Source organism: Micromonospora kangleipakensis (assembly GCF_004217615.1).
Lineage (GTDB): Bacteria > Actinomycetota > Actinomycetes > Mycobacteriales > Micromonosporaceae > Micromonospora > Micromonospora kangleipakensis.
Genome location: NZ_SHLD01000001.1, coordinates 5,957,219 through 5,981,957, shown reverse-complemented (window position 1 = coordinate 5,981,957; position 24,739 = coordinate 5,957,219). Strand labels below are relative to the sequence as shown.

Annotated in this window: 25 protein-coding genes; 16 read left to right on the top strand and 9 right to left on the bottom strand. The window is 74.2% G+C overall.

Going from position 1 to position 24,739, the window contains the following annotated elements:
* Positions 1 to 27: 27 nt before the first annotated feature.
* The 4 genes from EV384_RS28555 to EV384_RS28540 all read left to right on the top strand — a co-directional run bounded on the left by EV384_RS28555 (position 28) and on the right by EV384_RS28540 (position 2,371).
* A complete protein-coding gene (locus tag EV384_RS28555; protein ID WP_130338120.1) occupies positions 28 to 663 on the top strand; it encodes a LysE family transporter in 636 nt (211 codons plus the stop codon).
* Between the two features lie 122 nt (positions 664 to 785).
* Positions 786 to 1,448, top strand: coding sequence for an acVLRF1 family peptidyl-tRNA hydrolase (locus tag EV384_RS28550; RefSeq protein WP_130338118.1), 663 nt, complete (start codon positions 786 to 788; stop codon positions 1,446 to 1,448).
* Positions 1,449 to 1,579: 131 nt separating this feature from the next.
* A complete protein-coding gene (locus EV384_RS28545; RefSeq protein WP_130338116.1) occupies positions 1,580 to 1,879 on the top strand; it encodes a muconolactone Delta-isomerase family protein in 300 nt (99 codons plus the stop codon).
* Positions 1,880 to 2,005: 126 nt separating this feature from the next.
* On the top strand, positions 2,006 to 2,371 hold the full coding sequence (locus tag EV384_RS28540; protein ID WP_130338114.1) for an SgcJ/EcaC family oxidoreductase: 366 nt from the start codon (positions 2,006 to 2,008) through the stop codon (positions 2,369 to 2,371).
* Between the two features lie 139 nt (positions 2,372 to 2,510).
* On the opposite strand, the gene ypfJ is transcribed toward EV384_RS28540, so the two are convergent.
* Positions 2,511 to 3,422 carry a KPN_02809 family neutral zinc metallopeptidase gene (gene ypfJ, locus EV384_RS28535; RefSeq protein WP_130340878.1) on the bottom strand — a complete coding sequence of 304 codons (912 nt, stop codon included), beginning with the start codon at positions 3,420 to 3,422 and terminating at the stop codon, positions 2,511 to 2,513.
* Positions 3,423 to 3,670: 248 nt separating this feature from the next.
* On the opposite strand from ypfJ, the gene EV384_RS28530 reads away from it, so the two are divergent.
* Positions 3,671 to 5,275, top strand: a complete 1,605-nt coding sequence (locus EV384_RS28530; RefSeq protein ID WP_130338112.1) for an ABC-F family ATP-binding cassette domain-containing protein — start codon at positions 3,671 to 3,673, stop codon at positions 5,273 to 5,275.
* 55 nt (positions 5,276 to 5,330) lie between these two features.
* Here the strand turns inward: EV384_RS28530 and EV384_RS28525 are convergent, their stop codons facing one another.
* The gene (locus EV384_RS28525) at positions 5,331 to 5,933 is read right to left on the bottom strand and encodes a cadmium resistance transporter (RefSeq protein WP_130338110.1); all 603 of its coding nucleotides are present in this window, start codon (positions 5,931 to 5,933) and stop codon (positions 5,331 to 5,333) included.
* Positions 5,934 to 6,159: 226 nt separating this feature from the next.
* Between EV384_RS28525 and EV384_RS28520 the strand changes: the two genes are divergently transcribed.
* From EV384_RS28520 to EV384_RS28510, 3 genes are all read left to right on the top strand, one after another.
* Positions 6,160 to 6,387 (top strand): helix-turn-helix domain-containing protein, encoded by a 228-nt coding sequence (locus EV384_RS28520; RefSeq protein ID WP_007462679.1) that lies wholly within the window; start codon positions 6,160 to 6,162, stop codon positions 6,385 to 6,387.
* Between the two features lie 46 nt (positions 6,388 to 6,433).
* Positions 6,434 to 7,201, top strand: a complete 768-nt coding sequence (locus EV384_RS28515; protein WP_130338108.1) for an enoyl-CoA hydratase/isomerase family protein — start codon at positions 6,434 to 6,436, stop codon at positions 7,199 to 7,201.
* Between the two features lie 112 nt (positions 7,202 to 7,313).
* Positions 7,314 to 9,293 (top strand): ABC transporter ATP-binding protein, encoded by a 1,980-nt coding sequence (locus tag EV384_RS28510; RefSeq protein ID WP_130340877.1) that lies wholly within the window; start codon positions 7,314 to 7,316, stop codon positions 9,291 to 9,293.
* Between the two features lie 24 nt (positions 9,294 to 9,317).
* On the opposite strand, the gene mug is transcribed toward EV384_RS28510, so the two are convergent.
* From mug to EV384_RS28480, 6 genes are all read right to left on the bottom strand, one after another.
* The gene (gene mug, locus EV384_RS28505; RefSeq protein WP_130340876.1) at positions 9,318 to 9,902 is read right to left on the bottom strand and encodes a G/U mismatch-specific DNA glycosylase; all 585 of its coding nucleotides are present in this window, start codon (positions 9,900 to 9,902) and stop codon (positions 9,318 to 9,320) included.
* 145 nt (positions 9,903 to 10,047) lie between these two features.
* Positions 10,048 to 10,809 (bottom strand): SDR family oxidoreductase, encoded by a 762-nt coding sequence (locus EV384_RS28500; protein ID WP_130338106.1) that lies wholly within the window; start codon positions 10,807 to 10,809, stop codon positions 10,048 to 10,050.
* A gap of 42 nt (positions 10,810 to 10,851) precedes the next feature.
* Positions 10,852 to 11,328 carry an SCO6045 C-terminal-like domain-containing protein gene (locus tag EV384_RS28495; RefSeq protein ID WP_130340875.1) on the bottom strand — a complete coding sequence of 159 codons (477 nt, stop codon included), beginning with the start codon at positions 11,326 to 11,328 and terminating at the stop codon, positions 10,852 to 10,854.
* A gap of 98 nt (positions 11,329 to 11,426) precedes the next feature.
* Positions 11,427 to 12,245: an MbnB/TglH/ChrH family RiPP precursor modification enzyme gene (locus tag EV384_RS28490; protein WP_130338104.1), complete on the bottom strand. Its 819-nt coding sequence runs from the start codon at positions 12,243 to 12,245 to the stop codon at positions 11,427 to 11,429.
* Positions 12,242 to 13,150, bottom strand: a complete 909-nt coding sequence (locus tag EV384_RS28485) for a TIGR04222 domain-containing membrane protein (RefSeq protein ID WP_130338102.1) — start codon at positions 13,148 to 13,150, stop codon at positions 12,242 to 12,244. Before EV384_RS28485 ends, EV384_RS28490 begins: the two co-directional genes overlap by 4 nt.
* A gap of 123 nt (positions 13,151 to 13,273) precedes the next feature.
* Positions 13,274 to 13,846 (bottom strand): TetR/AcrR family transcriptional regulator, encoded by a 573-nt coding sequence (locus tag EV384_RS28480; protein ID WP_130338100.1) that lies wholly within the window; start codon positions 13,844 to 13,846, stop codon positions 13,274 to 13,276.
* A 106-nt stretch (positions 13,847 to 13,952) separates the two neighbouring features.
* On the opposite strand from EV384_RS28480, the gene EV384_RS28475 reads away from it, so the two are divergent.
* From EV384_RS28475 to EV384_RS28465, 3 genes are all read left to right on the top strand, one after another.
* Complete coding sequence (locus tag EV384_RS28475) at positions 13,953 to 14,807, top strand: carbon-nitrogen hydrolase family protein (RefSeq protein ID WP_130338098.1); 855 nt, start codon at positions 13,953 to 13,955, stop codon at positions 14,805 to 14,807.
* Positions 14,808 to 14,869: 62 nt separating this feature from the next.
* Positions 14,870 to 15,514: an HAD family hydrolase gene (locus EV384_RS28470; protein ID WP_130338096.1), complete on the top strand. Its 645-nt coding sequence runs from the start codon at positions 14,870 to 14,872 to the stop codon at positions 15,512 to 15,514.
* Between the two features lie 187 nt (positions 15,515 to 15,701).
* A complete protein-coding gene (locus tag EV384_RS28465) occupies positions 15,702 to 16,631 on the top strand; it encodes a serine protein kinase RIO (RefSeq protein WP_130338094.1) in 930 nt (309 codons plus the stop codon).
* 43 nt (positions 16,632 to 16,674) lie between these two features.
* Here the strand turns inward: EV384_RS28465 and EV384_RS28460 are convergent, their stop codons facing one another.
* Complete coding sequence (locus tag EV384_RS28460; RefSeq protein WP_130338092.1) at positions 16,675 to 16,923, bottom strand: DUF2630 family protein; 249 nt, start codon at positions 16,921 to 16,923, stop codon at positions 16,675 to 16,677.
* Positions 16,924 to 17,061: 138 nt separating this feature from the next.
* On the opposite strand from EV384_RS28460, the gene EV384_RS28455 reads away from it, so the two are divergent.
* The 5 genes from EV384_RS28455 to EV384_RS28435 all read left to right on the top strand — a co-directional run bounded on the left by EV384_RS28455 (position 17,062) and on the right by EV384_RS28435 (position 24,734).
* Positions 17,062 to 17,979 (top strand): GNAT family N-acetyltransferase, encoded by a 918-nt coding sequence (locus EV384_RS28455; RefSeq protein ID WP_130338090.1) that lies wholly within the window; start codon positions 17,062 to 17,064, stop codon positions 17,977 to 17,979.
* Positions 17,980 to 18,186: 207 nt separating this feature from the next.
* Complete coding sequence (locus EV384_RS28450) at positions 18,187 to 19,524, top strand: cytochrome P450 (protein ID WP_130338088.1); 1,338 nt, start codon at positions 18,187 to 18,189, stop codon at positions 19,522 to 19,524.
* Positions 19,525 to 19,562: 38 nt separating this feature from the next.
* Entirely contained in the window at positions 19,563 to 20,438 is an 876-nt protein-coding gene (locus tag EV384_RS28445; RefSeq protein ID WP_130340874.1) for a terpene synthase family protein, read from the top strand.
* Positions 20,439 to 20,443: 5 nt separating this feature from the next.
* Entirely contained in the window at positions 20,444 to 22,081 is a 1,638-nt protein-coding gene (locus tag EV384_RS28440) for a prenyltransferase/squalene oxidase repeat-containing protein (RefSeq protein WP_130338086.1), read from the top strand.
* A 112-nt stretch (positions 22,082 to 22,193) separates the two neighbouring features.
* A complete protein-coding gene (locus tag EV384_RS28435; protein ID WP_130338084.1) occupies positions 22,194 to 24,734 on the top strand; it encodes a sensor histidine kinase in 2,541 nt (846 codons plus the stop codon).
* Positions 24,735 to 24,739 lie beyond the last annotated feature (5 nt).

The following is a 24,739-nucleotide window of genomic DNA, read 5'->3' as shown; positions in this document are numbered from 1 at the left end:
CCGGGAGGTGGTCCGGGCCCGCCCGCCATGGGTGACGCCCTCCTCGCCGGCCTGCTCGCCGGCTACGGCGTCGCCATCCCGGTCGGCGCCATCGCGATCCTCATCCTCGGGCTCAGCGCCCGTACCTCGTTCCGGGTCGGGGCGGCCGCGGCGCTCGCGGTGGCCACCGCCGACGGGCTCTACGCGGCCGTCGCGACGATCGGCGGCGCGGGACTGGCCGGCGTCATCGCCCCGGTCGCCGGGCCGCTGCGGGTGGCCGCCGCGCTGGTGCTGCTCGGCCTCGCCGCCCACGGGCTGCGCTCCGCCTGGCGGGCCCGCCGGCCGGACGCCCGACCCGCACCGGCCCGCGCCGGCAACGGGCTCACCACCCCGGGCCGGGCCTTCGTCGGCGTACTCGGGCTGACCCTGCTCAATCCGACCACCGTGCTCTACTTCGCGGCGCTGGTGCTCGGCCGGCGGGACGCGGCCGACCCGGACGCCACCACCGCGGCGCTCTTCGTGGCGGGCGCGTTCCTCGCCTCGGCGAGCTGGCAACTGCTCGTCGCGGGCGGCGGCACGTTGGTCGGCCGGGCCCTGGCCGGACCCCGTGGCCGGCTGGTCACCGGCCTGGTCTCCAGTGCGCTCATCGCCGCCCTCGCGGTGGCCACCCTGCTGCCCGGCTGATCGGGGGCCGGGGGCACGGATCCGCTGCCCGGCCGATCGGGGGGCCGGGAGCGCGTATCTGCTGTCCGGCTGATAAGGGGCCGGGGGCACGGACGGTGCCGGCCGTGCCGTACGGTCGGGCGGTGACCAGCCGACCCGCAGCCGGGGGCGGCCGGTGGGTCGAGGTCGACCCGGCCCGCGTCGCCCGCTGGGTCGAGGGCTTCGCCGACCGGCACGGCCCGCCCACCACCAGCATCGAGGGGTACGGCCTGCTGCTCGCCGCCCCGGACGGCGCGACCGCCGAGCTGCACACCCCGCCCGGCGCTTCGGCGAGCGCCGACGTACCCGGGTTCGTGGCGGCCGTCAGCGCGCCCCGGCGGCTCGGCCTGCTGCTGGCCCGCAAGGGCGCGGTGGCGGTCGGCGTCGCCGCTGGGACCGACCTGGTGGTCTCCAAGGTGGACACCCGGTACGTGCAGGGGCGCACCGCCGCGGGTGGCTGGTCGCAGCAGCGGTTCGCCCGGCGGCGGGACAACCAGGCGAAGGCGGCCCTGGGCGACGCGGTGGAGCTGGCCGTGCGGCTGTTGCTGCCGGAGGCGGCGATCCTGAGCGCCCTGGTCTGCGGCGGGGACCGTCGCGCGGTGGACACCGTCCTGGCCGAGCGTCGGCTCGCGCCGCTGGCCGCGCTGCGCGCCGAGCGGCTCCTCGACGTGCCGGAACCCCGGCACGCGGTGCTGGTCGGCGCGATCGCCGCGGCCCGCGCGGTGCGGATCCTGGTCCGCGACCCGGCACCCGACCGCGCCGGCTGACCTCAGCGGTTGGCGGCGGTGTCCGCGGCGGCCGCATCCGGCCGAGGAACCAGAGGCGACAGTCGCGCCCCATAAGAGCAGTTTCCGCGCAAAATATGCAGTGTTGTACGCCCGGCGAGGGAGTATGAGCAGTGGAGTTTCTCGTTGACATGGTCACCACGGTGCCGGACGGCACGTCAGTCGATGAGGTCGCCGAGATGCGCGAGCGGGAGGCGGCGCGGTCGGCTGAGCTGGCCGCGCAGGGCAGTCTCCTGCGGCTGTGGCGGCCGCCGCTGGGGCCGGGCGAGTGGCGTACGTGGGGACTTTTCCGTGCGGACGATGGGGATCAGCTGGAAATGGTCCTCGCGTCGATGCCGCTGCGCGAGTGGCGGCACGACTCCGTCACGCCGTTGTCACCGCACCCGAACGACCCGGCTCAGCCGGCCCGGTAAGCCCGGAACGGGTCGCCCGACGGGATCCACGCCATGCCGGTGTCGAGACCGAGCGTGCCGACGTCGCGCGTCAGCCTTCCCCACCCTCCGCACACTCTCATCCGCCCAACAGCACGGGAGACCACCATGACCAACACCGAGGCGCAGATTCTGCGTACCGTCCTCGACCGGTGGAGGTCCGCCGTCAATGCTCACGACCCTGATCGCGTCGCGTCGTACTTCACCGACGACGCGATCTTCCAAGGCCTGCATCCGTACACTGTCGGCCGCGACGGCGTCGCCGAGTATTACGCCGCCCAGCCCGTCGGCATGACCGCCGCGTACGACATCCGCGAGACCCGGCGACTCGCCGACGACCTGGTCCTCGGCTATCTGAGTGTCGACTTCGCCTTCACCGACCGGCCGGTCCTGACCGTCCACCTCAGCGTGATCGTGCGCCGGATCGGCGAGGCCTGGTTCATCAGCCACTACCAGGTGTCCCGGCTCGGGTGACCCGAGCCCCCGATGACCGAAGCCGTGGCCGGATGTCATGCATGTGGTGGCCTCACGGCGACCGTGGTGCCACCACGGAGGGACCCCGGCGCCGGGTCGCCCACCACGGCGCCGGGGTCCTGGTGCGGTCCGGTCGGCGTCAGAGGCTGCCGCCGAAGGTGTCGCAGGCCTTCGGGTCGCCGGTGGAGTAGCCCTTGGTGAACCACTGCTTGCGCTGTTCCGACGTGCCATGGGTGAACTCGTCCGGGTTCACCGGCCGGCCCGAGCGCTTGGAGATCGCGTCGTCGCCGATCTTCTCGGCGGTGTCGATCGCCTGCTGGATGTCCTGCTCGGTGATGCTCTTGAAGATCTTCTGTCCCTGCTCGTCCGAGGTGCCGGTGGCGTTCTTCGCCCAGGCGCCGGCGTAGCAGTCGGCCTGGAGCTCCAGCTTCACCGAGAGCGCGTTGGCGTTGTTCGGGTCACGCTGCTGCTGGCGGCGCATCTGCGCCTCGGTGCCGAGCAGGTCCTGCACGTGGTGGCCGTACTCGTGGGCCAGCACGTACGGCTGGGCGAACTCGCCCTCGGCGCCGAGCTGGTCGGCGAGGAGCTTGTAGAAGGTGAGGTCGATGTAGACCAGGTCGTCGGCCGGGCAGTAGAACGGGCCGACGCCCGAGTCGGCCTGGCCGCAGCCGGTGTTGACGCCCTGGCTGAAGAAGACGGTCTTGGACGCCTTGTACTGCTCGCCGAAGACCTCCGGCAGGGCCTTGGTCCAGTACGCCTGGATCGAGTTGACGTACAGGGTGTTGCGGCAGTCGAGCTGCTCCAGCGCGTCCTGTGCCGAGCATTTCTGCTGCAGCGAGGTGTTGTCGCCCTCCTGCGAGCCGCCGTCGTTCATCGCGTTCAGCCCGAAACCGCCACCGACCAGCGCGACGAGGACGGCGATGATGATGCCGACGATCCCACCACGTCCGCCGCCGATCGGGATCGGAATGCCCATCCCGCCGCCTCCGCCGGACCCTCGCCGGTCGTCCACCTGGCTGGTGTCGATCCGCGCGTTCTCGTTCAGCTCCATGTTGACCCCGATCACCGATTGATCCGTTTTTGGTGGTTGCGGTACCGGACCGGGTCCGGATGGCGAATTCCGTACCCGATGATCTTGCTCGGTAATCCGGGCGGGGCGCCACGGGCCGCCCGGTACACTTGGCGGGTGCTGCGCTGCGAAGGCTGAACCGCCCCGCGCCGACGGGAACATCTGACCCGTTGGCGCTTTCGCGTGCCCTGAGTCAGCCCTTCCGGATCCCCGAGAGCGAGTACTGCGAAATGATCACTGCCACCGGCCTGGAGCTGCGCGCCGGTTCCCGCATCCTGTTGTCCGACACCACCCTGCGGGTGCAGCCGGGCGACCGGATCGGCCTGGTCGGCCGCAACGGCGCCGGCAAGACCACCACGCTGAAGGTGCTGGCGGGGGAGGGGCAGCCGTACGGCGGGCAGATCGACCGGCGCAGCGCGATCGGCTACCTGCCCCAGGACCCGCGGACCGGCGACCTGGAGGTGACCGGGCGCGACCGGGTGCTCTCCGCCCGGGGCCTGGACGTGCTGATGGCCCAGATGAAGGAGATCGAGGAGAAGCTCGCCGACGACGCCAACGAGAAGCTGGTCCGCCGCTACGGCGCGCTGGAGGACCAGTTCGCGGCCCTCGGCGGGTACGCGGCCGAGGCCGAGGCGGCCCGGATCTGCGCCAACCTCGGCCTGCCGGACCGGGCCCTCGCCCAGACCATCGGCACCCTGTCGGGCGGCCAGCGCCGCCGCATCGAGCTGGCCCGGATCCTGTTCCGCGACGCCGGCGAGAACGGCGGCGGCATCCTCCTCCTCGACGAGCCCACCAACCACCTCGACGCCGACTCGATCACCTGGCTGCGCGGCTTCCTCGCCAACCACAAGGGCGGCCTGATCGTGATCTCCCACGATGGTGCGCTGCTGGAGTCGGTGGTCAACAAGGTCTGGTTCCTCGACGCCACCCGCTCGGTGGTCGACGGCTACAACCTGGGCTGGAAGGCGTACCTGGAGGCCCGGGAGACCGACGAGCGGCGCCGCCGCCGGGAGCGGGCCAACGCCGAGAAGAAGGCCGGCGCGCTGATGGCGCAGGCCGACAAGATGCGGGCCAAGGCCACCAAGACGGTCGCCGCGCAGAACATGGCGCGCCGCGCCGAGAAACTGATCTCCGGCCTCGAGGAGGTACGCCACGCCGACAAGGTGGCCAAGGTGCGCTTCCCCACCCCGGCCCCGTGCGGCAAGACCCCACTCACCGCGACCGGCCTGTCGAAGTCGTACGGGTCGTTGGAGATCTTCACCGACGTCAACGTGGCGGTGGACCGCGGCTCCCGGGTGGCCATCCTCGGCCTCAACGGCGCAGGCAAGACCACCCTGCTGCGGATGCTCGGCGGCCTCCTCAAGCCGGACACCGGCGAGGTGCACGCCGGGCACGGGCTGCGGCTGGGCTACTACGCCCAGGAGCACGAGACGCTGGACGTGGACCGGACGATCCTGGAGCACATGCGTAGCGCCGCCAGCGACCAGACCGACACGGACCTGCGCAAGATCCTCGGCGCGTTCCTCTTCTCCGGGGAGGACGTCGACAAGCCCGCCGGGGTGCTCTCCGGCGGGGAGAAGACCCGGCTGGCGCTGGCCACCCTGGTCTGCTCCGGCGCGAACGTGCTGCTGCTCGACGAGCCGACGAACAACCTCGACCCGGTCAGCCGCGAGCAGGTGCTCGACGCGATCGCCCGCTACCCCGGCGCGATCGTGCTGGTCACCCACGACCCCGGCGCGGTCCTGGCGCTCAAGCCCGACCGGGCGATCCTGCTCCCCGACGGCGACGAGGACGCCTGGAGCGACGACCTCCTCGAACTGGTCGAGCTGGCCTGACGGCACCGAGGTCGACCCGGGCTGAGCCACCGACCCGGGTCGACTGGCTGACGAGTCAGCCGGCCAGCTCGGCGAGGCGGGTCAGGACGCCGGAGGTGACCAGGATCGTCGCGCCGATCGCGACGAAGACCGCAGGCACCAGCCAGCGGCCGGCGCGACCGACCAGCCGGACCACCCGGGGATGGCCGCCCAGCAGAGCGGCGACCGCGCACCAGACGGCGACCAGGGCGGCGAAGACCAGCAGCCACACCAGCCCGGTCGCCGGGTCCAGGGAGCGGAACACCGGCACGTAGACCGCGACGTTGTCGGCGCCGTTGGCGATGGTCACCCCGGCGACGCCGAGCAGGCTGCCGACCACGGCCGGCGGCCCGTCGTCGGCGGAGCGGCTGAGCACGGCGCGGATCCCCAGCCCGATCGGCAGCAGGCCGAGCAGGCCGGTCCACGGGTCGGGGACGACCAGCAGGCCGGCGGCGACGACCACCGCGACGGCGACCAGCGCCCCGATGCCCAGGTACTGACCGGCCACGATGTGCCAGGGGCGGGGTCGGCCGGCGTGCCGGGCCGCCACGAAGAACACGGTGAGCACCACGATGTCGTCGATGTTGGTGGCGGCGAAGACGGCCGCCGCGGCGGCCGCTGCGGCGAGCGGGTCGGTCACCGGGGCAGCGTACGGGCCGGCGCACCATGATCGTTCGGACGGCCGGCCCTGGCGGGACGGTCGGGCGGCGCGGTGTCAGCCGGTCAGAAGGATCACTCTATCGGGAAGCTGACATTGCATAGCGTGTCGGTTGGCGAAGAGTTGATATCTGGCGCATGATCGTTCGAGGCGGTCTAATAGGTGGGACCGTATCCGAACCGCACAGTCTGGGACGTGAGGAATCAGCATGGCAGCCACTGGCACAGCCACCAGCACTGAGAAGGGTCGCCGGATCGTCGGGGCCGAGCGTCAGACGCTCGCCAAGGACCTGGTAAAGCGGTACACCTCTGGGGAGAGCATCCGTGCGCTGGCGGCCTCGACCGGCCGTTCCTACGGGTTCATCCACCGGGTGCTCACCGAGTCCGGGGTGCAGCTGCGGCAGCGCGGCGGCGCCCGGCGCCGCAAGAAGGCGTGACCCGCCCGCCAGCGTCGTCCATCAGCGCCGTGCCCCGGGCAGTCCGGTGACCGCCGAGACGACCGGGGTGCGACTCGACTGCGACGGGCCGGTCGCGACGGTGACGTTGTGCCGGCCCGACGTGCTCAACGCCCAGACCCCGGCGATGTGGCGCGCGATGAGCGACTTCTCCCGGGAGCTGCCCGGCGACGTCCGCGTCGTCGTCGTCCGCGGCGAGGGGCGGGCCTTCTCCGCCGGCCTCGACCTGTCGGTGGCCGGCGCCTCCGGGCCCGGCTCCTTCGCCGAGCTGTCCACCCTGCCCGAGCAGGAGTGCGCCGACCGGATCGCCGAGTTCCAGGCCGGTTTCACCTGGCTGCACCGCCCCGACGTGATCTCGGTGGCCGCCGTGCAGGGGCACGCCATCGGTGCCGGCTTCCAGCTCGCCCTCGCCTGCGACCTGCGGGTGCTCGCCGAGGACGCCAAGCTCTCCATGGCCGAGGTGACCCTCGGTCTCGTCCCCGACCTCGCCGGCACGAAGCGCCTGGTGGAGCTGGTCGGCTACGCCCGCGCGCTGGAGATCTGCGCCACCGGCCGCCGGATGGACGCCGCCGAGGCCGACCGGATCGGGCTCGCCAACCTCGTCGTGCCGACCGCCGAGCTGGACGGCGCGGTGCGGGATCTGACCGCCGGCCTGCTGGCCGGCAACCGGGACGCGGTGGTCGAGATCAAGGCGCTGGTCGCCGGCGCCGGTGGTCGTACCCACGCCGAGCAGCAGCGTGCCGAGCGGGAGGCGCAGACCCGCCGCCTGCGTGACCTCGCCGGGCGGGGAGAATAGTAAGGACCGTTAGGGAAGATCCGGGTTACTCGCGAGGTTGTCGTAGTCGTCGGGAGAATTGACCCGACGGTCCAGGCTGCCCACGACCCGGAGGTGACGAGTGTCCAGTCCGATGCACGGCGGGGGCATGGCGGGCTGGAGCATGCTCCGGTCGATGCGCAGCCAGGATGAGGTGACCGCGCACCAGCTCAAGCGCGGCACCGCCAAGCGGATCGTCGCCTTCGCCCAGCCGTACCGGCGCGACATTGTGGTCTTCCTGGTCACCGTGGTGATCGCCGCGGTCATCGGGGTGGCGACCCCGGTGCTCGCCGGTGACGTGATCAACGCGATCAACCGCGGCGGCGCCGAGGCCGGCTCGGTGGTCGTCCGGCTCGCCGTGGTCATCGCCGTGCTGGCCGTCGCCGACGCGCTCTTCTCCCTGGCCCAGCGCTGGTACTCCGCCCGGATCGGCGAGGGGATCATCCTCGACCTGCGCACCCGGGTCTACGACCACGTGCAGCGGATGCCGTTGCAGTTCTTCACCCGGACGCAGACCGGCGCTCTGGTCAGCCGGCTCAACAACGACGTGCTGGGGGCCCAGCGGGCCTTCACCTCGACCCTGTCCGGCGTGGTCAGCAACGTCATCCAGCTGGTGCTCACCGCCGGCGTGATGTTCACCCTGTCCTGGCAGATCACCACGCTCTCGCTGATCCTGCTGCCGATCTTCATCATCCCGGCCCGCCGGGTCGGCAAGCGGCTCGCCGAGATCACCCGCGAGTCGTACAACCTCGATGCCAAGATGAACGCGACGATGACCGAGCGGTTCGGCGTGGCCGGGGCGCTGCTGGTCAAGCTCTTCGGCTCGCCCGAGCTGGAGGCGCGCCGCTTCGCCGGCCGGGCCGAGCGGGTCCGCGACATCGGCATCCAGTCCGCCATGTACTCGCGGACCTTCTTCGTCGCGATGCTGCTGGTGGCATCCCTGGCCCAGGCGCTCACCTACGGGCTCGGCGGCTGGCTGGCGGTCACCGGTGGGGTCAGCGCCGGCACCGTCGTCACCCTCGCGCTGCTGCTCACCCGCCTCTACGGGCCGCTGACCGCGCTCTCCAACGTCCGGGTGGACGTGATGAGCGCGCTGGTCTCCTTCGACCGGGTCTTCGAGGTGCTCGACCTGCGCCCCGGCATCGAGGAGAAGCCGGACGCCGTGCCGGTGCCCCGGGGCAACGGCCGGGTGGAGTTCCGCGACGTACGGTTCCGCTACCCGAGCGCGGCCGAGGTGTCGCTGGCCTCCCTGGAGGAGGTCGCCACCCTGGACCGGACGATCAACGAGCCGGTGCTCAAGGGCGTCTCGTTCACCGTGGAGCCCGGGCAGATGGTCGCCCTGGTCGGCCCCTCCGGCGCCGGCAAGTCGACGCTCTCCATGCTGATCTCCCGGATCTACGACGTCAGCGACGGCCAAGTGCTGGTCGGCGGGGTCGACGTCCGGGACGCCACCCTCGCCTCGCTGCGCGACGAGATCGGCGTGGTCACCCAGGACTCGCACCTGTTCCACGAGACCATCGCGGAGAACCTGCGCTACGCCAAGCCGGACGCCACCGACGACGAGATCTGGGCCGCGCTCGCCGGCGCGCAGATCGCCGACCTGGTCCGCGCCCTGCCCGACGGGCTGGAGACCACGGTCGGGGAGCGGGGCTACCGCTTCTCCGGCGGCGAGAAGCAGCGCATCGCGATCGCCCGGCTGCTGCTCAAGGCGCCGTCGATCGTGATCCTCGACGAGGCCACCGCCCACCTGGACTCGGAGAGCGAGGCGGCCGTGCAGCGGGCGCTGTCGGTGGCCCTGACCGGGCGTACCGCGCTGGTGATCGCGCACCGGCTCTCCACCGTCCGGGCCGCCGATCAGATCCTCGTGCTGGACGAGGGGCGAATCGTGGAGCGGGGCCGGCACGACGAGCTGGTCGCCGTCGGCGGCCTCTACGCCGAGCTGTACCGCACCCAGTTCGCGGTCGCCGACTCGCCCACCCCGTACGTCGACGCCACCGGCCCCGAGCCGGTGATCACCATGCCGATGGCGACGTATGTGGCCGACGAGGCGATGCCGCCGGCCGCGGCGAACTGACCCGGCGGCGACGGCCACCGGCGATCAGCCGGCGGTCGTCGCCGCGCGCAGCTCGCCGAAGGCGGCACCGAGCGTCTCCGGGGTGAAGTGCGCGTTCAGACCGCTCGGGTTGGGCAGCACCCAGAGCCGCGCCCCGCCGAGCAGCTCGGGCTGCGGGCCGAAGGTCGCCTTCGGCCGGGCGAAGCCGATCCGGTACGCGGTCACCCCGACCACCGCCACCCACCGTGGCCGGTACCGCTCGACCTTCCCGGCGAGGATGTCCGCGCCGGCCAGCAGCTCCTCGGCGGTCAGCTCGTCGGCCCGGGCGCTGGCCCGGGCCACCATGTTGGTGATGCCGAGCCCCCAGCCGAGCAGCTCGCCCTGCTCACCGGGGTGCAGCTGGCGCGGGGTGAAGCCGCCGCGGTGCAGCGCCGGCCAGAACCGGTTGCCCGGCCGGGCGAAGTGGCAGCCGGTGGCGGCCGACCAGAGCCCCGGGTTGATCCCCACGAAGAGCACGTCCAGCCCGGGTGCGATCAGATCCGGGATGGTGCGGTCGGCGGCGGCCGCCAACTCCTCCCGCGTCGGCCGTGGACGGCAGGTGACGGACGGAGCCGTCGCCGCACCGCCCAGGAGCGGACCACGTGCCCGCCGACGCCCGCCGGACGCCTCCGCGGGGCCGCCGTGCGCCGGCGTCGTGCGGCGGTCGTCGGGCGTCGCCGGGTCGCCGTCGGCCGGTCCCCGCGCCGCCCTGCGCCCGCCCGTCACCGGTCTGCCGTCACAGGCCGCGCAGCGCGCCGCCGTCGACCGGCACGGTGATCCCGGTGACGTAGCCGGCGGCGGGGGAGAGCAGGAAGGCGGCGACCCGGCCGAACTCCGCCGGCTCGCCGATCCGGCGCAGCGGGATGCCGGCCTGCGCCTCGGCCAGGGCCCGCTCGGCGTCCCCGGTGGCGGCGAAGAGTTCCCGGTTCCGGTCCGTCATGATCCGCCCCGGCAGCAGGCCGACCACGCGGACGCCGCGCGGGCCGTACTCGTCGGCGATGTCCTTGGCCACCCCGGCCAGGCCGGGGCGCAGGCCGTTGGAGATGCCGAGGCCGGGCAGCGGCTCCCGGGCCGAGGTGGAGAGCACCAGGCCGATCGCGCCGCCGTCGGTGAGCGCGGCGGCGACCGTCCGGGCGGCGCGGACGCTGCCCAGGAAGACCGTCTCGAAGGACTCCCGCCACTGCTCGTCGGTCACCTGGGCGGCGGTGCCCCGGGGCGGCCCGCCCACCGAGACCAGCGCCCCGTCGAGGCGGCCGAACTGCTCCCGGGCGGCGGCGACCAGCCGCTGCGACGTCTCCGGGTCGCTCAGGTCGGCGGTCAGCCCGATCGCCCGCTCCGGGCCGCCGAGCGCCTCGACCGCCGCGGCCACCTGCTCCGGGGCGCGCGCCGAGATCACCACCCGGGCGCCGTCCGCGACGAGCTGTTCGGCGGTGGCGAAGCCGAGGCCACGGGAGGCGCCGGTGAGCACGTACACCCGGCCGGCCAGTCCGAGATCCATGGGGTCGATCCTGCCGTACCCGGGAGGACCGCGCGAACCGGGTCAGCGACGGGCGGGGCGCAGCAGGCGTACCCGACCGGCGAGCTGCACCACGACGGCACCGCCGGCCCGGCCCACGGCCGGGAGCCGGCGCGGCCGGGGGCCGCCGCGGCCGTCGTAGCGGGTGACGGCCTCGCGGGTGGCCAGCTCCTCCGCGCCGAGCGCCGGCAGCGTGCCGCGGTCGCGCAGCTCCCGGGCCAGGTCCCAGCCGTCGCGCAGCGACCCGTTCGTGGGGCGGCCCGCCGCCCAGTCGGCGAAGGTCGCCGGCCAGGTGGCGCCGAGGCCGGCGGCGAGCAGCGGCCAGTGCCGGGCCACGTCGCCGCCGCGCTTGCCCAGCAGCGCGCGACGCGCGGCGTCGACCGGCGCCGGGGCGAAGCCGGACGGCAGCGGTCCGCCCGCGACCAGCGTCGCGACCAGCTCCGCCTGCCGCGTCGCCAGGTCGCCGGCCGGGCCGGCACCGCCGGTCGGCGGCCCCCCGATCGGAGCGCGGACGGGCGGCCCGGGGCGGCGGTCGTCGGCCGCGCCGGTGACCGCCGTCGCGGGGGTGACCGCCGCGCCCGACGCGGTGTCGGGGCCGGTCACGTGACCACCGGGAAGCCGGCGGCGGTGGCGAGCGCGTCCAGCTCGCCGCGCAGCTCCGCCGCGGGCGGGTAGCGCCCGTCCCGCTCCAGCAGCAGGGCCGGCGGCCGGCGGCGGGCGCAGAGCTCGCCGACCAGGTCGAGCACCTCCGCGGGGATCGGGTCGGTGTGCGTGTCGTGGTAGAAGCCACCCTGCTCGGCGCCGCCCGCCACGTGCGCGTAGGCGACCCGGTCCAGCGGCAGCCGGTCGAGCAGCGCGAGCGGGTCCCTGCCCCGGTTGCGGGCGTTGGCGTGCACGTTGGCGACGTCGAGCAGCAGCAGGGCCCCGGTGGCGTCGAGGATCTCCGTCAGGAAGGCCGCCTCGTCCAGCTCGTCGTCCGGCCAGTCGAAGAGCGCGGCGATCGGCTCCAGCGCGATCGGCACCGGCAGCTCGGCCTGCGCCCGCCGGACGTTCGCCACCACCGCGGCGACCGCCTCCCGGCTGCGCGGCAGCGGCAGCAGGTGCCCGGCCTCCAGCCCGCCGGCCCGGACGAACGCGATGTGCTCGCTCACCAGCGGCGCGTCGACCAGCGCGGCCACCGAGGCGAGGTGGGCCACCCGGGCCGGATCGACCGGCTCGGTGCCGCCGAGGGAGAGCTTCACTCCGTGCGGTACGACGGTGACCCCGCGCCCGCGCAGCTCGGCGAGGCCGGGCGGCGGCGGCCCGGCCGGGGCGACCGTCTCGGCGACCACCTCGACGAAGCGCAGCCCCGGCAGGTCGGCCACGAAACCGGCGATCTCGGGCCGCCAGCCGATGCCCACCCCGGACGGCCCGGTCATCCGCCGCACCCGCCCCCGCCGCCGCAGCCGCCGCCGCCCCCGCAGGAGCTGCCACCGCCACAGGAGCTGCCGCCGCCGCACGAGCTGCTCGCGCCGGACGTGCCGGAGAGCGCCTGGCGCTGGATCTCGGCCTGCTCGGCGAAGCCCGGGTCCATCGTCCAGATGGTGGCGGTGCCGAAGAGCGCCACCCCCATCGCCGTGTCGGACGGTCCGTAGGTGGCGTACGCGGGCGCCGAGGCGGGCGCCAGGTGGGTGTGCCGGCGACGCAGCTCGCGCAGCGCCCGGTCGGCCGCGCGGGTCCGCCAGGGCACCCGGCCGAGCAGCAGGAAGGCGACGAAGAGGGGGACCAGGGTGAGCATCAGGAAGCCGGCCGGCCGGCCGTTCGACAGCCCCACGAAGAGCCGGATCCCGCCGAGCACGAGGAGGGCGGCGAGCAGCATCGGGCCGCGTCGGACGGCGGCCCGCCGGGCCGGGCCGAGCGCCAGGCCGCGCTCCTGGAGGCCGTCGCGGAGCTGGTCGAGCGCGCGGGTCACCCACTCGTCGCGGCGCAGCTCCCGGGCGAAGACGTGCCGGCCGGCGGCGTTGTAGATCGCCTGGTCGAGCGGGGTGACCCCGGCCGGCATCGAGGCGCCGGTGGTGAGCCGCCGGTCGGGTCGCACGCCCACCACGCCGCTGCGCCGCAGCCCGCCGAGCGCGGTCCAGACCGCGAGCTGGTCGCCCCCGTTGAGGTACGCGACCTGCTGCGGTCCGAGTTGCCCGTCGCCGACCGTGGGCGTACCGGCCAGGGCGCGGAAGCGGTGGACCAGGGTGCCGACGAGCACCACGGCCACGGCCAGGAGGTACCAGCGCAGGAATACCGGGCCGGGGATGCCCCAGGTGTCGCCCGGTGCGGCGAGGACGGACATGCTCTGCTCCTGTCGCCCGAGGGGAACGCAGGCCCCCATTGTGGAGCAGGCCCGCCAGGGCTGATCCCGCCCGCGGGCCGAGTTACCGGACCGAGATCCGGCGCCGCGGGCGGAGCCGGGCGGTCAGCGGCGGCGGACCGCCTCCTCGACCAGGTCCAGCACCGGCCCCAGGTCTCCGGCCGGGCGCCCCATCGCCAGGTGCAGCACCAGCCCGTCGTAGGCCAGCTCCAGGAACTGGGCCAGCACGTCGATCGGCACGTCCTCGCGGAGCACCCCGGCCTCCCGCTGGCGGACCAGGCGTTCCCGGGTGGCCTCGGCGATGGCCGCCGACCGTTCCGCCCAGCGCCGGGCGAAGGCCGGGTCGGTACGCAGCCGCCGGGAGACCTCCAGCTGGCTGCCCAGCCAGCCGGTGGTGTCCGGGGAGACCGCCCGGGCGAGCAGGTCCCGCATGACCTGGACCAGGCCGTTGCGGGCCACCGTCTCGACCATGACGGCGGCGTCGTCCTCGGCGACGGCCAGGAAGAGCGAGTCCTTGTCGCGGAAGTGGTGGAAGATGGCGCCCCGGGACAGCCCGGTGGCCTCCTCCAGCCGGCGGACGGTGGCGCCCTCGTATCCGTGCCGGGCGAAACACGCCCGCGCGGCGGCGAGGATCTCCTGCCGGCGCGCGTCGAGCTGGACCTGACTTACTCTGGGCACGGGACGATCGTGTCAGGTGCCCCGAGCCGATGCAAACCGTACGTACGGCTTGGGAGTGGGTTTCGCCGGAAACCTCCGGCCTCGGCGGTCCGGTTAGGATCGCCCCATGACGCCGCCCACCCCCCTCCCCGAGCACCCGCTGACCGTGGCGGCCGTCCAGGCCGAGCCGGTCCCCGGCGACGTCGCCGGAAACGCCGCCACCGCCGCCCGGCTGGTCGGCCGGGCGGCCGGCGCCCGGATCGTCGTGCTGTCGGAGCTGTTCCTGCCGGCGTACCACCCACCGACCCTGGCCGCCGACCCGGCCGGCACCGACGTGGCCGCCGGCCCGGACGGTCTGGTCGACGATCCGCGGCTCGATCCGCTGCGCGGGGCCGCCCGGGACGGCGGCGCCACCGTGGTGGTGGGCGCGGCCGTCCGGCACCCCGACGGGCGGCGGACCATCTCCTCGCTCGTCGTCGACGCCGCCGGCGTCGCCCGGTCGGCGTACGACAAGCAGCAGCTCTGGGGCGGCGAGCGCGACCTGTTCGACGCCGGCCGGCGCGGCGCCACGCTGCTGGTCGACGGCTGGCGGCTCGGGCTCGGCATCTGCTACGACGGATGCTTCCCCGAGCACGGCCGGGCCGCCGCCGCCGACGGCGCGCACGGCTACCTCTGCCCCAGCGGCTACCTGGCCGGCTCGGCGCACCGGCGCGACCTCTACTACGCCGCCCGCGCCCTGGACAACACGATGTACGTCGTCTTCGCCAACGCCGTCGGCGGCGCCGACCCGTGGCGATTCAACGGCGGAGCGGCGGTGTACGACCCGGAGGGCCGGCCGCTCGCCCGCGGCGCCGACGCGGAGGAGGACGTGCTGGTCGCGACCCTCGACCCCGGGGCGCTCGCGGCCACCCGGGCGGCGCACACCATGCTCGCCGACCGCCCTGCCGACCAGGGGCTGCCCCGAACGGTGCTGGCCGGCTGACCGACGGCGCAGGGTCGCCCGGCCCCTGTCGGCCGTGCACCTCGGTCCCGTAGGGTGCGCGAGTGCCGCTGCTCCTGCTGGACCTGGACAACACCCTGCTCGACCGGGCCGGGGCGTTCCGTACGTGGGGAGAGCGCTTCCTGGACAGCGTCGGCGCGCCGGCCGTCGACATCGACTGGCTGCTCTCCGTCGACGCCGACGGACTTACCGACCGGTGGGACGTCGCGGACGCCATCCGGAACCGGTACGGGTTGCGCATCCCCTCCATCGACCTGGTCGACGAGCTGCACGACGGGGTGGTGGCGAACACCCGGCTGGATCCGCTGGTCGCCTGCGCGCTGCGGATCGCCGACGACGCGGGCTGGGTGCCGGTGGTGGTCAGCAACGGCGCGGTACGCCAGCAGGACGCGAAGATCCGCCGCACCGGTCTGGACCGGTACGTCGCCGACTGGGTGATCTCCGAGGAGGCCGGGGTCAGCAAGCCCAACCCGAGGATCTTCGCCCTCGCCGCCCAGCGCGCGCGGATGCCGCTGCGCGGCGCCTGGGTGGTCGGGGACAGCCCGGAGGCGGACATCGGCGGGGCCGCCGCGGTCGGCCTGCCGAGCGTCTGGCTGCACCGCGGCCGGACCTGGTCGGACACCCGGTTCGCGCCCACCCGCACGGTGGACGGGCTGATCGCCGCGGTGGCCACCGTGCTCGCCGGCTGAGCCGGCGCGCGTCCCCGCCGGGGCCCGGTTAATCGGTTGACCCGGCGGCGGCCCGGCGGTGAGCATGGGAGCCGCGCGCAGGCGCAGCCGGGCGGTGCCCGGTCGAGGAGAGGAGGTCGGTAATGGCCGTCTTTGCAGGGTCGTTCCACCTGCCCTCACCAGCCTCGACCAAGGGATCACCGAACCCGTGCCTGAACACGACCTCCCGGCGCGCGAGCGCCGTGGCCGCGGCAAGAGCCGCTTCGACGACGACGAACCGTATTACCTGAAGCACGGCCGGCCCGCCGAGCCGGCCCTGACCGAGCCCGACGACGAGGCCGACCCCGAGGATCCCTGGTCCTCCTGGGACGGGGCCGTGCACGGGCCGGAGCCGCACCCCGAGTGGCTGGTCACCGAGCTGGCCGCGCGGGACACCGAACTCGGCGTGCTCAAGACCGGCAAGGAGGCAGACGTCCACCTGGTCCGCCGGGCCGTGCCGGAGACCGGCCGGTCCTGCCTGTTGGCGGCGAAACGCTACCGGGACGCCCAGCACCGGCTCTTCCACCGGGACGCCGGCTACCTGGAGGGGCGGCGGGTCCGCCGGTCCCGGGAGAACCGGGCGATGGCCGGGCGGACCGCGTTCGGCCGGCAGATGATCGCCGGGCAGTGGGCGGCGGCCGAGTTCGCGGCGCTGGCCCGGCTCTGGGAGATCGGCGCCGAGTCCGGGCGGATCGCCGTGCCGTACCCGGTGCAGTTGCTCGGCACCGAGCTGATGCTGGAGTTCGTCGGGGACGCCGCCGAGGGGCAGGCCGCGCCGCGGCTGGCTCAGCTCCGGCCCGAACCGGCCGAGCTGCGCGACCTGTGGGAGCAGCTCGTCGACGCGCTGGTCGTGCTCGCTCGCGCCGGGTACGCGCACGGCGACCTCTCGCCGTACAACCTGCTGGTGCACCGGGGGCGGCTGGTCATGATCGACCTGCCGCAGGTGGTCGACGTGGTGGCCAACCCGCAGGGGCCGGAGTTCCTCACCCGGGACGTCCGGGTGGTCGGCGCGTGGTTCGCCGCGCGGGGCCTGCCCGCCCCGGATGCCGACCCGGCCGCGCTGACCGAGCTGCTGCTGCGCGAGGCGGGCATCCGCTGAGCGGGCCGGGTCCCGGGCGGGGCGACCCGCCCGGGACCCGGGTTCACTGGAGGTAGCGCTCCACCTCCGGAACCGGGCGCTCGCCCTGGGCGTCCGGGTCGCCGTGCGCCTGCCGGGCCGCCCGGCGGCGGCGCAGCAGGTCCCAGCACTGGTCGAGGGATTCCTCCAGCGCCCGAAGCCGTTCCTTGGCCTCGTCATCGGTGCCGGACTCGTGCTCCTGCGCGGCCGAGCGCAGCCGGTGCTCCTCGTCGACCAGTTCGGAGATCCGGTTCAGGATGGTCTTGTCGTCCATGCCCCTGAGCCTGGCACAGGCCGTCCGGACACGCCCACGTTCTCCCCGCCGGCACGCCCCGAACCGGGCGGCGTCGACGTCCGGCGGTGTCCGTGGCGGGGTGCTCGGCCGTGGTGGCGGAAGGGTAGGTTGCCGGCAATGACCGTCGTCATCCGTGCCTTCCGGTCCGCCGACGCCCGCGCCGCCGCGGAGGTGCTCCGGGCCGGCGCGCCGTACCAGGTGGTCACGCCGGAGCTGCTCGGCTGGCAGGCCACCTCGGCGCCGGCGGCCGAGCGCCATGCCCTGCTCGTCGCCGAGTCCGCCGGGGAGCTGCTGGGGGTGGCGCGGACCGGGCTGCTCCACGAGAGTGCGGAGCCGGGGCTGGGCTTCGCCAACGTCGCTGTGCACCCGGATCGCCGCCGCCGGGGCGCCGGCGCGGCGCTGCTTTCCGCCGCCGAGGAGCGGCTCGCCGGGTTGGGCGTGCTGACCGCGTACGCCAAGGTGGCCGACGATCCGGCGGCGACCGCCCTGGCCGAGCGGCGCGGCTACCGGCGCGGCCGGCTGGCCCGGCTGCTCCACCTCGACCTGGCCGCGGCCGAGCTGCCGCGGGTCCCGGCGCCGTCCGGGGTCCGGCTCGCCTCGGCGGCGGAGCTGGCCGACCCGAGGGCTCTCTACGAGGCGGACCTCGACGTCTCGCGGGACGAGCCCGGCGAGGTGGGGATGGACGAGATCTCCTACGACGACTGGCAAGCCGCCTACTGGGGCCGGCCGGACCTGGACCGCTCACTGACCTCGGTGGCGCTGGTGGATGACGTGGTGGTGGCGTTCAGCTTCGCGCTGACCGACGGGCGGGACCGCTACCAGTCGGGCATGACCGGCACCCGGCGCGCGTACCGCGGCGTGGGCCTCGCGCGGCCGGTCAAGCTGACAGCCCTGCGCCGGGCGCGGCACGCCGGCTATCGGCACGCGGTGACCAGCAACGACGCCAACAACGAGGCGATGCTGGCCGTCAACCGCCGACTGGGCTACCGAGTGGTCGGTGGCGAGTGGCGGTACCGCAGGGAGTTGCGCCGCTGAGCTGTCCTGTCGGGATCCTGTATGGACTGTGAGACTTTCCACCGTGAAAATTCTTCATTCACCGTCTAGAGAAATTTGCTCGGGCGGTGTCATGCTTCCCCGGACCGTGACTCGGCACAGTCGTCCGACGACAAGCGGTTGTCTGAAGGGGGTCCGCAGCAGGTGGAAGCAGCAGCCACGCAGGCCGGTACCCGGCGAGCGGACTCGATGCCGTTACGTCGAATTCTGCCCGGCCTGCTCCGGGATCCGGCCCGGGCGCTCGTGGAATGCGGCGAGCGGTCCCGGGGAGAGGTCGTCCGGCTCAACCTCGGCTCGTTCCGGCCCTTCCTGGTCACCCACCCCGAGCACCTGCAACGGGTGCTGCGTGAGCGGTCCGACAACTACGTGCGCGCCGGGGACGGGCTCCAGTGGCGACCGCTCAAGCGGCTGTTCGGCGAGGGGATCCTGAGCGACGGACGACACTGGACGGACAGCCGCCACATCCTGCAACCCCTCTTCACCGCGCGGCGGATCGACTCGCTGGTGGACACCCTGGCCGAGGTGATCGCCGGCGCGGTCGCCGAGCTGGACGCGTCGGCCCGCTCCGGAAGCCCGGTCGACATGGGCGTCGAGCAGGCCCGGATCGTCTGCCGGGCCATCATGCAGGTCTTCTTCGCCGACAAGATCTCAGTGCCCGACGCCATGCGGATCATGGAGGCGCAGGACGTCATCGCCTGGTCGGTGATGCCCCGCATCGCCGTACCGTGGGCCCCGCTGGCCGTGCCGATGCCCGGTGACCGGAGCTTCCGTCGGGCCGTCCAGACCATCGACGACCTGCTACTGCCCATCGTCCGGGCCTCTCGGGAGACCGCCGAGGCGGACGGCGACGACGTCATCGCGACGCTCTGGCGCGGTCGTACGCCCGATGGCCGCCGGCTCGATGAGTGGCAGGTCCGCAACGACACCGTGGCCATGGTCGCCACCACCACCGAGACCACCATCAGCGTCCTCACCTGGCTCTGGCCGCACCTCGAGGCGGCTCCGCAGGTCGCCGCCCAGCTGAACGAGGAGATCGACCGCGTGATCGGCGACGGGCCGATCCGCGGCGCCCACCTCAAGGAGCTGCGGTACACCCGGCAGGTCCTGGACGAGTTGCTGCGGCTCTATCCGATCGGCTGGCTCTTCCCGCGGCTGGCGGTCGAAGAGGACGTGGTGGGCGGCGTCCGGATTCCCGCCGGGTCGACCATCGTGGTCAGTCCGCTGATCACCCACCGGATGTCGATGTTCTGGGACCGGCCGGAGGTCTTCGACCCCGACCGGTTCGCCCCGGAGCGGGTTCGAGGCCGGCACCGGTACGCGCACTTCCCGTTCGGCGGGGGCCCGCACCAGTGCCTCGGTATGCACCTGTTCTACCTGGAGGCGCTGCTGATCGTGGCCACCGTGCTGCGCCGCTACCGCTTCCGGCTGCGCCGGCCGGAGCTGCCCGGGATCAAGGTCGCCGCGGCGCTGCGCCCCCGGCAGCGGGTGGAGGTAACGCTCGAGCCGGCCCTGGGCGGGACCAATTGATCCCGTCCGCCCAGCTGACCGACGTGGTCTCGGAACAGATGCGGGTCGCGGCCGAGCAGGGCCGGACCTGGGCCCTGGCGGCGCGGGGGCAACGCGACCTCGCCGAGTTGGCGGCCGGGTACCCGGAACTCTTCCCGGCCCGGCCGTTCGACGCGGCGCTGTTCGGCAACGTCGCCGCGGCGATCGCCTTCGGCGCGCCCTGGTGCGATGCCGCGCGGCTGCGGGTCACCAACCGCGCCGTGCTCTGGTGTTTCGCGCTGGACTGGCTCGTGGACTACGTCGCCACCTCCCGTACGGAGATCGACCGGATCGCGGCCCGCTGCCTGGCGGTGGCCGACGGCGGCGTACCGGCCCCGGACGACCCGCTCGGCCGCCTCCTGGCGGAGTTGCGCGACGAGCTGGCCACCGTCGCGGCGTTCCCCGATCTGCGTCCCGTCTGGCGGGCCGAGCTGCGCAAGGTGCTCGACGCCATGGCCCGGGAGTGGGACTGGAAGCAGGCCTCCGGTGTGGACGGCGCCCCGGCCGCGCTGCCGAGCCTCGACGACTACCTGGACAACGCCGACAACCTGGCCTGCACCGTGGTCAACGTCGCCCATTGGATCTACTCCGGCGACCCGGACACCCTCGCTCACCTCGACCCGCTCATCGAGGCCAGCGCCGAGGTCCAGCGCATCCTGCGCCTCGTCAACGATCTGGGCACGTACGAGCGGGACCTGCGATGGGGGGACCTCAACGCCCTGCTGCTGGTCGACCGGAGCCAGGTGGAACGCCGCATTGACGAGCTGGTCGCGCGGGCGGGGGAGCTGCTGGCACCGCTGGAGCGGAGCTGCCCCGAGCAGGCCCGCTACCTGGCCCGGCAGATCGGCTTCAGCAGCGGGTTCTACCGCTCCGCCGACTTCTGGGGAGCACTGTGACCAGCATGCCGTGGGTCGACGCCCGCCAGGACGACAGCCGCCCCGCCCTTGCTGACCCGCCGGACCGCAGCGCGGCGGACGGCGTGCTCACCGACCTGCTCCGGCAGCCCGCCGGGCAGCTCACCCCCTCGGTGTACGAGACCGGCCGGCTGGTCACCCTCGCGCCCCGGCTGCCCGGCCACGACCGGCGGCTGCGCTACCTGCTCGACTGTCAGCGCACCGACGGCGGCTGGGGCGCGCCGGAGGGGTACGCACTGGTGCCCACGCTGAGCGCGGTCGAGGCCCTGCTGAGCACCCTCGCCGCCGGCCGACCGGCCGGGGTGCCCCGGGACGAGCTGCGCGCCGCCGCCGGGCGTGGCGTGGCCGCGCTCTCGGGTTGGCTCGGTACCACCCGGCGGATGTCGGTGCCGGACACCCCCGCCGCCGACCTGATCGTGCCGACCCTCGTCGAGGCGGTGAACGGGCACCTGCACAGCCTCGACGACCAGCCAGACTCCCGGTGGCTGCCCACGACGGCGCCCCTGTCGCTGCCCGCCGGCATGGACCGCCGGCGGTTGGACGCCCTGCGGGGACTGCTCGCCACCGGTCGACCCGTGCCGCAGAAGTTGCTGCACGCCCTGGAGGTGCTGGGGCCCGCCGCGCGGCGCCGCGCGGACGTCGTACCGGTCGCGGGCGCGGTCGGCGCGTCGCCCGCGGCCACGGCCGCCTGGCTCGGCGAGCCGGGCGGCACGACCGAACCGAGCCTGGCCTACCTGGAGGACGCGGTCCGGCGGCACGACGGGCCGGTGCCCTGCTGCACCCCGATCTCCGTCTTCGAGCGGTCCTGGGTGCTGGCCAACCTGGCCCGGGCGGGCCTGCGCGCCCGTCCGGCGCCCAGCCTGGTCGCCGAGCTGACCGCGGCGCTCGGGCCGGAGGGCACGCCGACCGGACCCGGGCTGCCGGCCGACGCCGACACCACCTCCGTCACGCTGTACGCCCTCGCCCGGGCCGGCCATCCGGTGCACCCGGCCAGCCTGATTCGCTACGAGCAGGACGGTCACTTCTGCACCTGGCCGGGGGAGGATGGCCGGTCGGTCACCACCAACGCGCACGTGCTCGAGGCGCTCGGCTGGCACGCTGGCCGGAGCACCGCCGACGGTGATCCGGAGGCCCGTCGACTGCTCCGCCTCGCCCGCTGGCTGCGGGAGCAGCAGCACCCTGACGGCCGCTGGTGCGACCGCTGGCACGCCTCGCCGTACTACGCCACCTCGTGCGTGGTCATGGCGCTGGACCGGTACGCCCCAGCCGCGGTCGCGGCGGAGGCGGTGGACCGGGCCGTCGACTGGGTGGTCGGCACCCAACGCGCCGACGGGTCGTGGGGCCGCTGGTCGGGCAGCCGGGAGGAGACCGCGTACGCGCTGCACGTGCTGCTCGGCGTCAGCCGGCCGGTGCGGCCCGGGGTGGCCGAGTCGGCCCGGCGGGGCGTGGCCTACCTGTCCGCGACGGCCGGCCGGCAGGACGACCCACCACTGTGGCACGACAAGGACCTCTATGCTCCGGTCCTCATCGTCCGCTCGGCCGTCGTCGCCGCTCAGCATCTCGCCGCCGCCCGGCCTGAGCTGGTCGGGCCGGCGCCGACCGGCCGCCGGACACTATCGTCATGATCAGGAACGCTTGAGTGACATCCGCGACACTGCTAGCGTGCGCCGGGGTCGATGCGTGTAGGTCGCGGCACGCCGACTCTCGATCCGCACGGGCCACGCCAGGGACGGTGTAATGCGTTTCCGCAGTTCGAACCTGCGTACCAAGGTTGTCGCCCTGCTCGCTTCCCTGGTCGCGCTCTGGTCCTTCACCGCGTGGGTGACCGTACGGGACGGGATCAACCTGCTCGGCGTGCAGGCGCTGGACAGCAGGGTCTTCGATCCCACGGAGCCACTGCTGCTCCAGCTTCAGCTGGAGCGCCGGACGTCGCTGAGCTACCTCGGCCGCTCCGGCGACGAACGGCAGTCCGAGCTGGCGCAGGTACGGCAGCGCACCGACCAGTTGACCACGGAGTTCGCGGAGTCCACGGGGACCTGGCAGGTCGGTCTCTTCGGCGCGGACAAGCTGAACCAGCGGATCGACGAGCTGATCACCGGGCTGGGTGAGCTCCCCGCGACCCGGGCCGCCGTCGACAGCAAGAGCATCGACCGGGCAGGCGCGGGTGCCGCCTTCACCGGGCTGATTGAGGGGATCTACCGGGTCTACGACGCGCTGGGCAACCTCGACGACGAGCAGGTGGCCGAGGACACTGCTGCGCTGATCGGCCTGAACCGGGCCCGTGAGTTGCTGTCCCAGGAGGACGCGCTGCTCGCCGGCGTGCTGGCGGCCGGCCGGATCACCCCCGCCGAGCAGGCGCAGTTCGCCCAGGTGGTGGGTGCCCGACGGTTCACCGCCGGCCAGTCCATCGTCCGGCTCCCGGCCGCCGATCAGGACCGCTACGAGCGGATGCTGGCCGGTCCGACGTACGTCCGGCTGGCCGGCCTGGAGAGCCGGGTCATGCAGGGCGCCGACAACAGGGTGCCGGTGACCGCCGCCGCCTGGGAGGGCACGATCGGGTCCGCGCTCAGCGAGATCGGTCAGGTGGTGCTCGCCGGCGGCGACGACGTGGTGCAGCGGGCAACGCCGGTCGCGGTCGGCGTCATCGTCCGGATGGTGCTGGCGGCCGGCCTCGGCCTGCTCGCCGTCATCGCGTCCATCGTGGTGTCGATCACCACCGCCCGCGCGTTGGTCCAGCAGCTCGAACGGCTGCGTGAGGCCGCGTTCCGGCTGGCGAACGAGCGGTTGCCCGGCGTGGTGGAGCGGCTCGGCCGGGGCGAGGAGGTCGACGTCGATCGGGAGGCGCCCCCGTTGCAGTTCGGCGACGACGAGATCGGTCAGGTGGGCAAGGCCTTCAACGTCGTGCAGGAGACCGCGATCCGGACCGCCGTCGAGCAGGCCGAGCTGCGCCGCAGCGTCCGCGAGGTGTTCCTCAGCCTGGCCCGGCGCACCCAGGCCCTGGTGCACCGCCAGCTCACCCTGCTCGACGCGATGGAACGCCGCGAGCACGACGCCGAGGAGCTGGAGGACCTGTTCCGGGTGGACCACCTGGCCACCCGGATGCGGCGCAACGCCGAGAACCTGATCGTCCTCTCCGGCTCCACCCCGGGCCGGGCCTGGCGCCGCAACGTGCCGATGGTCGACGTGGTCCGCGGCGCGGTGGCCGAGGTCGAGGACTACACCCGGGTGAACGTGCTGCCGCTGGGCCCGGTGTCGCTCGCCGGCCGGGCCGTCGGTGACGTCATCCACCTGCTGGCCGAGCTGATCGAGAACGGACTGTCGTTCTCGCCCCCGCACACCACCGTCGAGGTGCGCGGCCAGGTGGTGGCCAACGGGTTCGCCATCGAGATCGAGGACCGGGGCCTCGGCATGAACGAGGAGGACCTCGCCGCCGCCAACCACCGGATCGTCGACCGGTCCGAACTGAACCTGGCCAACGCCGCCCGGCTCGGCCTCTACGTGGTCAGCCGGCTCACCGGCCGGCACGGCGTGCGGGTGCAGCTCAAGGAGTCCGCGTACGGCGGGACGACGGCGGTGGTGCTCATCCCGCTCGACCTGGTCACCGACGACGGCCCCGATCCGACCACCTCCGGCGGGTTCCGGGCCGGCACGGGGACCGGTCGGCCACTCATGGCGGGCGCCGGGAGCGGACGGTCCGAGCCGGCCGGCGAGCAGCCCACCACCCCGGTGGCGCTGGCCGAGCCGACCCGGCCGACCACGCCGGACGCCGGGCACCGGGAGGACGCCGCGGACGACGTGCCGGCCGGCACGGACCCGGTACCCGACCGCGAAGCGGTGGCCGCGCCGGACGAGCCGCCGGTTACGGAGACGGGGCTGCCGACCCGGCGGCGGACCGGGCAGCCGGGGCTGGACGATCCGACCTTCCCGGCCGGCCTGCCGGTGACGGTCGGACGGTCCACCGGGGACGGTGCCGTCGCCCCGGCGGCCGACGCCGCGCCGGACGGGGCCGCCGGCCCGGCGGAACCCGCCCGGACCGACTCCGGGCTGCCGGTGCGGGTACGGCAGGCGAGCATCGTGCCGGAGCTGCGTGACGAACCGTCCCCTTCGGACGCTGACGAGGACGACGACGCGGTACGGCCGCCGGAGCAGGTGCGCCGGATGATGAGCTCCTACCAGAGCGGCACCCGACGCGGCCGGACCGACGCGGCACGGCTGCTCGGCGGGGTGACGCGCGGGCCCGAGAGCGGGCCGAACACCGGGGACGAGCAGGCGACCTGAGGACG

What these genes read in the sequence shown, in the direction of transcription:
- EV384_RS28555 (WP_130338120.1), top strand. Translation starts at nt 28, where the DNA reads ATGGGTGACGCCCTCCTCGCCGGCCTGCTCGCCGGCTACGGCGTCGCC.
- EV384_RS28540 (WP_130338114.1), top strand. Translation starts at nt 2,006, where the DNA reads ATGACCAACACCGAGGCGCAGATTCTGCGTACCGTCCTCGACCGGTGG.
- ypfJ (WP_130340878.1), bottom strand. Translation starts at nt 3,422, where the DNA reads ATGGAGCTGAACGAGAACGCGCGGATCGACACCAGCCAGGTGGACGAC.
- EV384_RS28530 (WP_130338112.1), top strand. Translation starts at nt 3,671, where the DNA reads ATGATCACTGCCACCGGCCTGGAGCTGCGCGCCGGTTCCCGCATCCTG.
- EV384_RS28520 (WP_007462679.1), top strand. Translation starts at nt 6,160, where the DNA reads ATGGCAGCCACTGGCACAGCCACCAGCACTGAGAAGGGTCGCCGGATC.
- EV384_RS28510 (WP_130340877.1), top strand. Translation starts at nt 7,314, where the DNA reads ATGCACGGCGGGGGCATGGCGGGCTGGAGCATGCTCCGGTCGATGCGC.
- EV384_RS28500 (WP_130338106.1), bottom strand. Translation starts at nt 10,809, where the DNA reads ATGGATCTCGGACTGGCCGGCCGGGTGTACGTGCTCACCGGCGCCTCC.
- EV384_RS28490 (WP_130338104.1), bottom strand. Translation starts at nt 12,245, where the DNA reads ATGACCGGGCCGTCCGGGGTGGGCATCGGCTGGCGGCCCGAGATCGCC.
- EV384_RS28485 (WP_130338102.1), bottom strand. Translation starts at nt 13,150, where the DNA reads ATGTCCGTCCTCGCCGCACCGGGCGACACCTGGGGCATCCCCGGCCCG.
- EV384_RS28475 (WP_130338098.1), top strand. Translation starts at nt 13,953, where the DNA reads ATGACGCCGCCCACCCCCCTCCCCGAGCACCCGCTGACCGTGGCGGCC.
- EV384_RS28460 (WP_130338092.1), bottom strand. Translation starts at nt 16,923, where the DNA reads ATGGACGACAAGACCATCCTGAACCGGATCTCCGAACTGGTCGACGAG.
- EV384_RS28455 (WP_130338090.1), top strand. Translation starts at nt 17,062, where the DNA reads ATGACCGTCGTCATCCGTGCCTTCCGGTCCGCCGACGCCCGCGCCGCC.
- EV384_RS28450 (WP_130338088.1), top strand. Translation starts at nt 18,187, where the DNA reads ATGCCGTTACGTCGAATTCTGCCCGGCCTGCTCCGGGATCCGGCCCGG.
- EV384_RS28445 (WP_130340874.1), top strand. Translation starts at nt 19,563, where the DNA reads ATGCGGGTCGCGGCCGAGCAGGGCCGGACCTGGGCCCTGGCGGCGCGG.
- EV384_RS28440 (WP_130338086.1), top strand. Translation starts at nt 20,444, where the DNA reads ATGCCGTGGGTCGACGCCCGCCAGGACGACAGCCGCCCCGCCCTTGCT.
- EV384_RS28435 (WP_130338084.1), top strand. Translation starts at nt 22,194, where the DNA reads ATGCGTTTCCGCAGTTCGAACCTGCGTACCAAGGTTGTCGCCCTGCTC.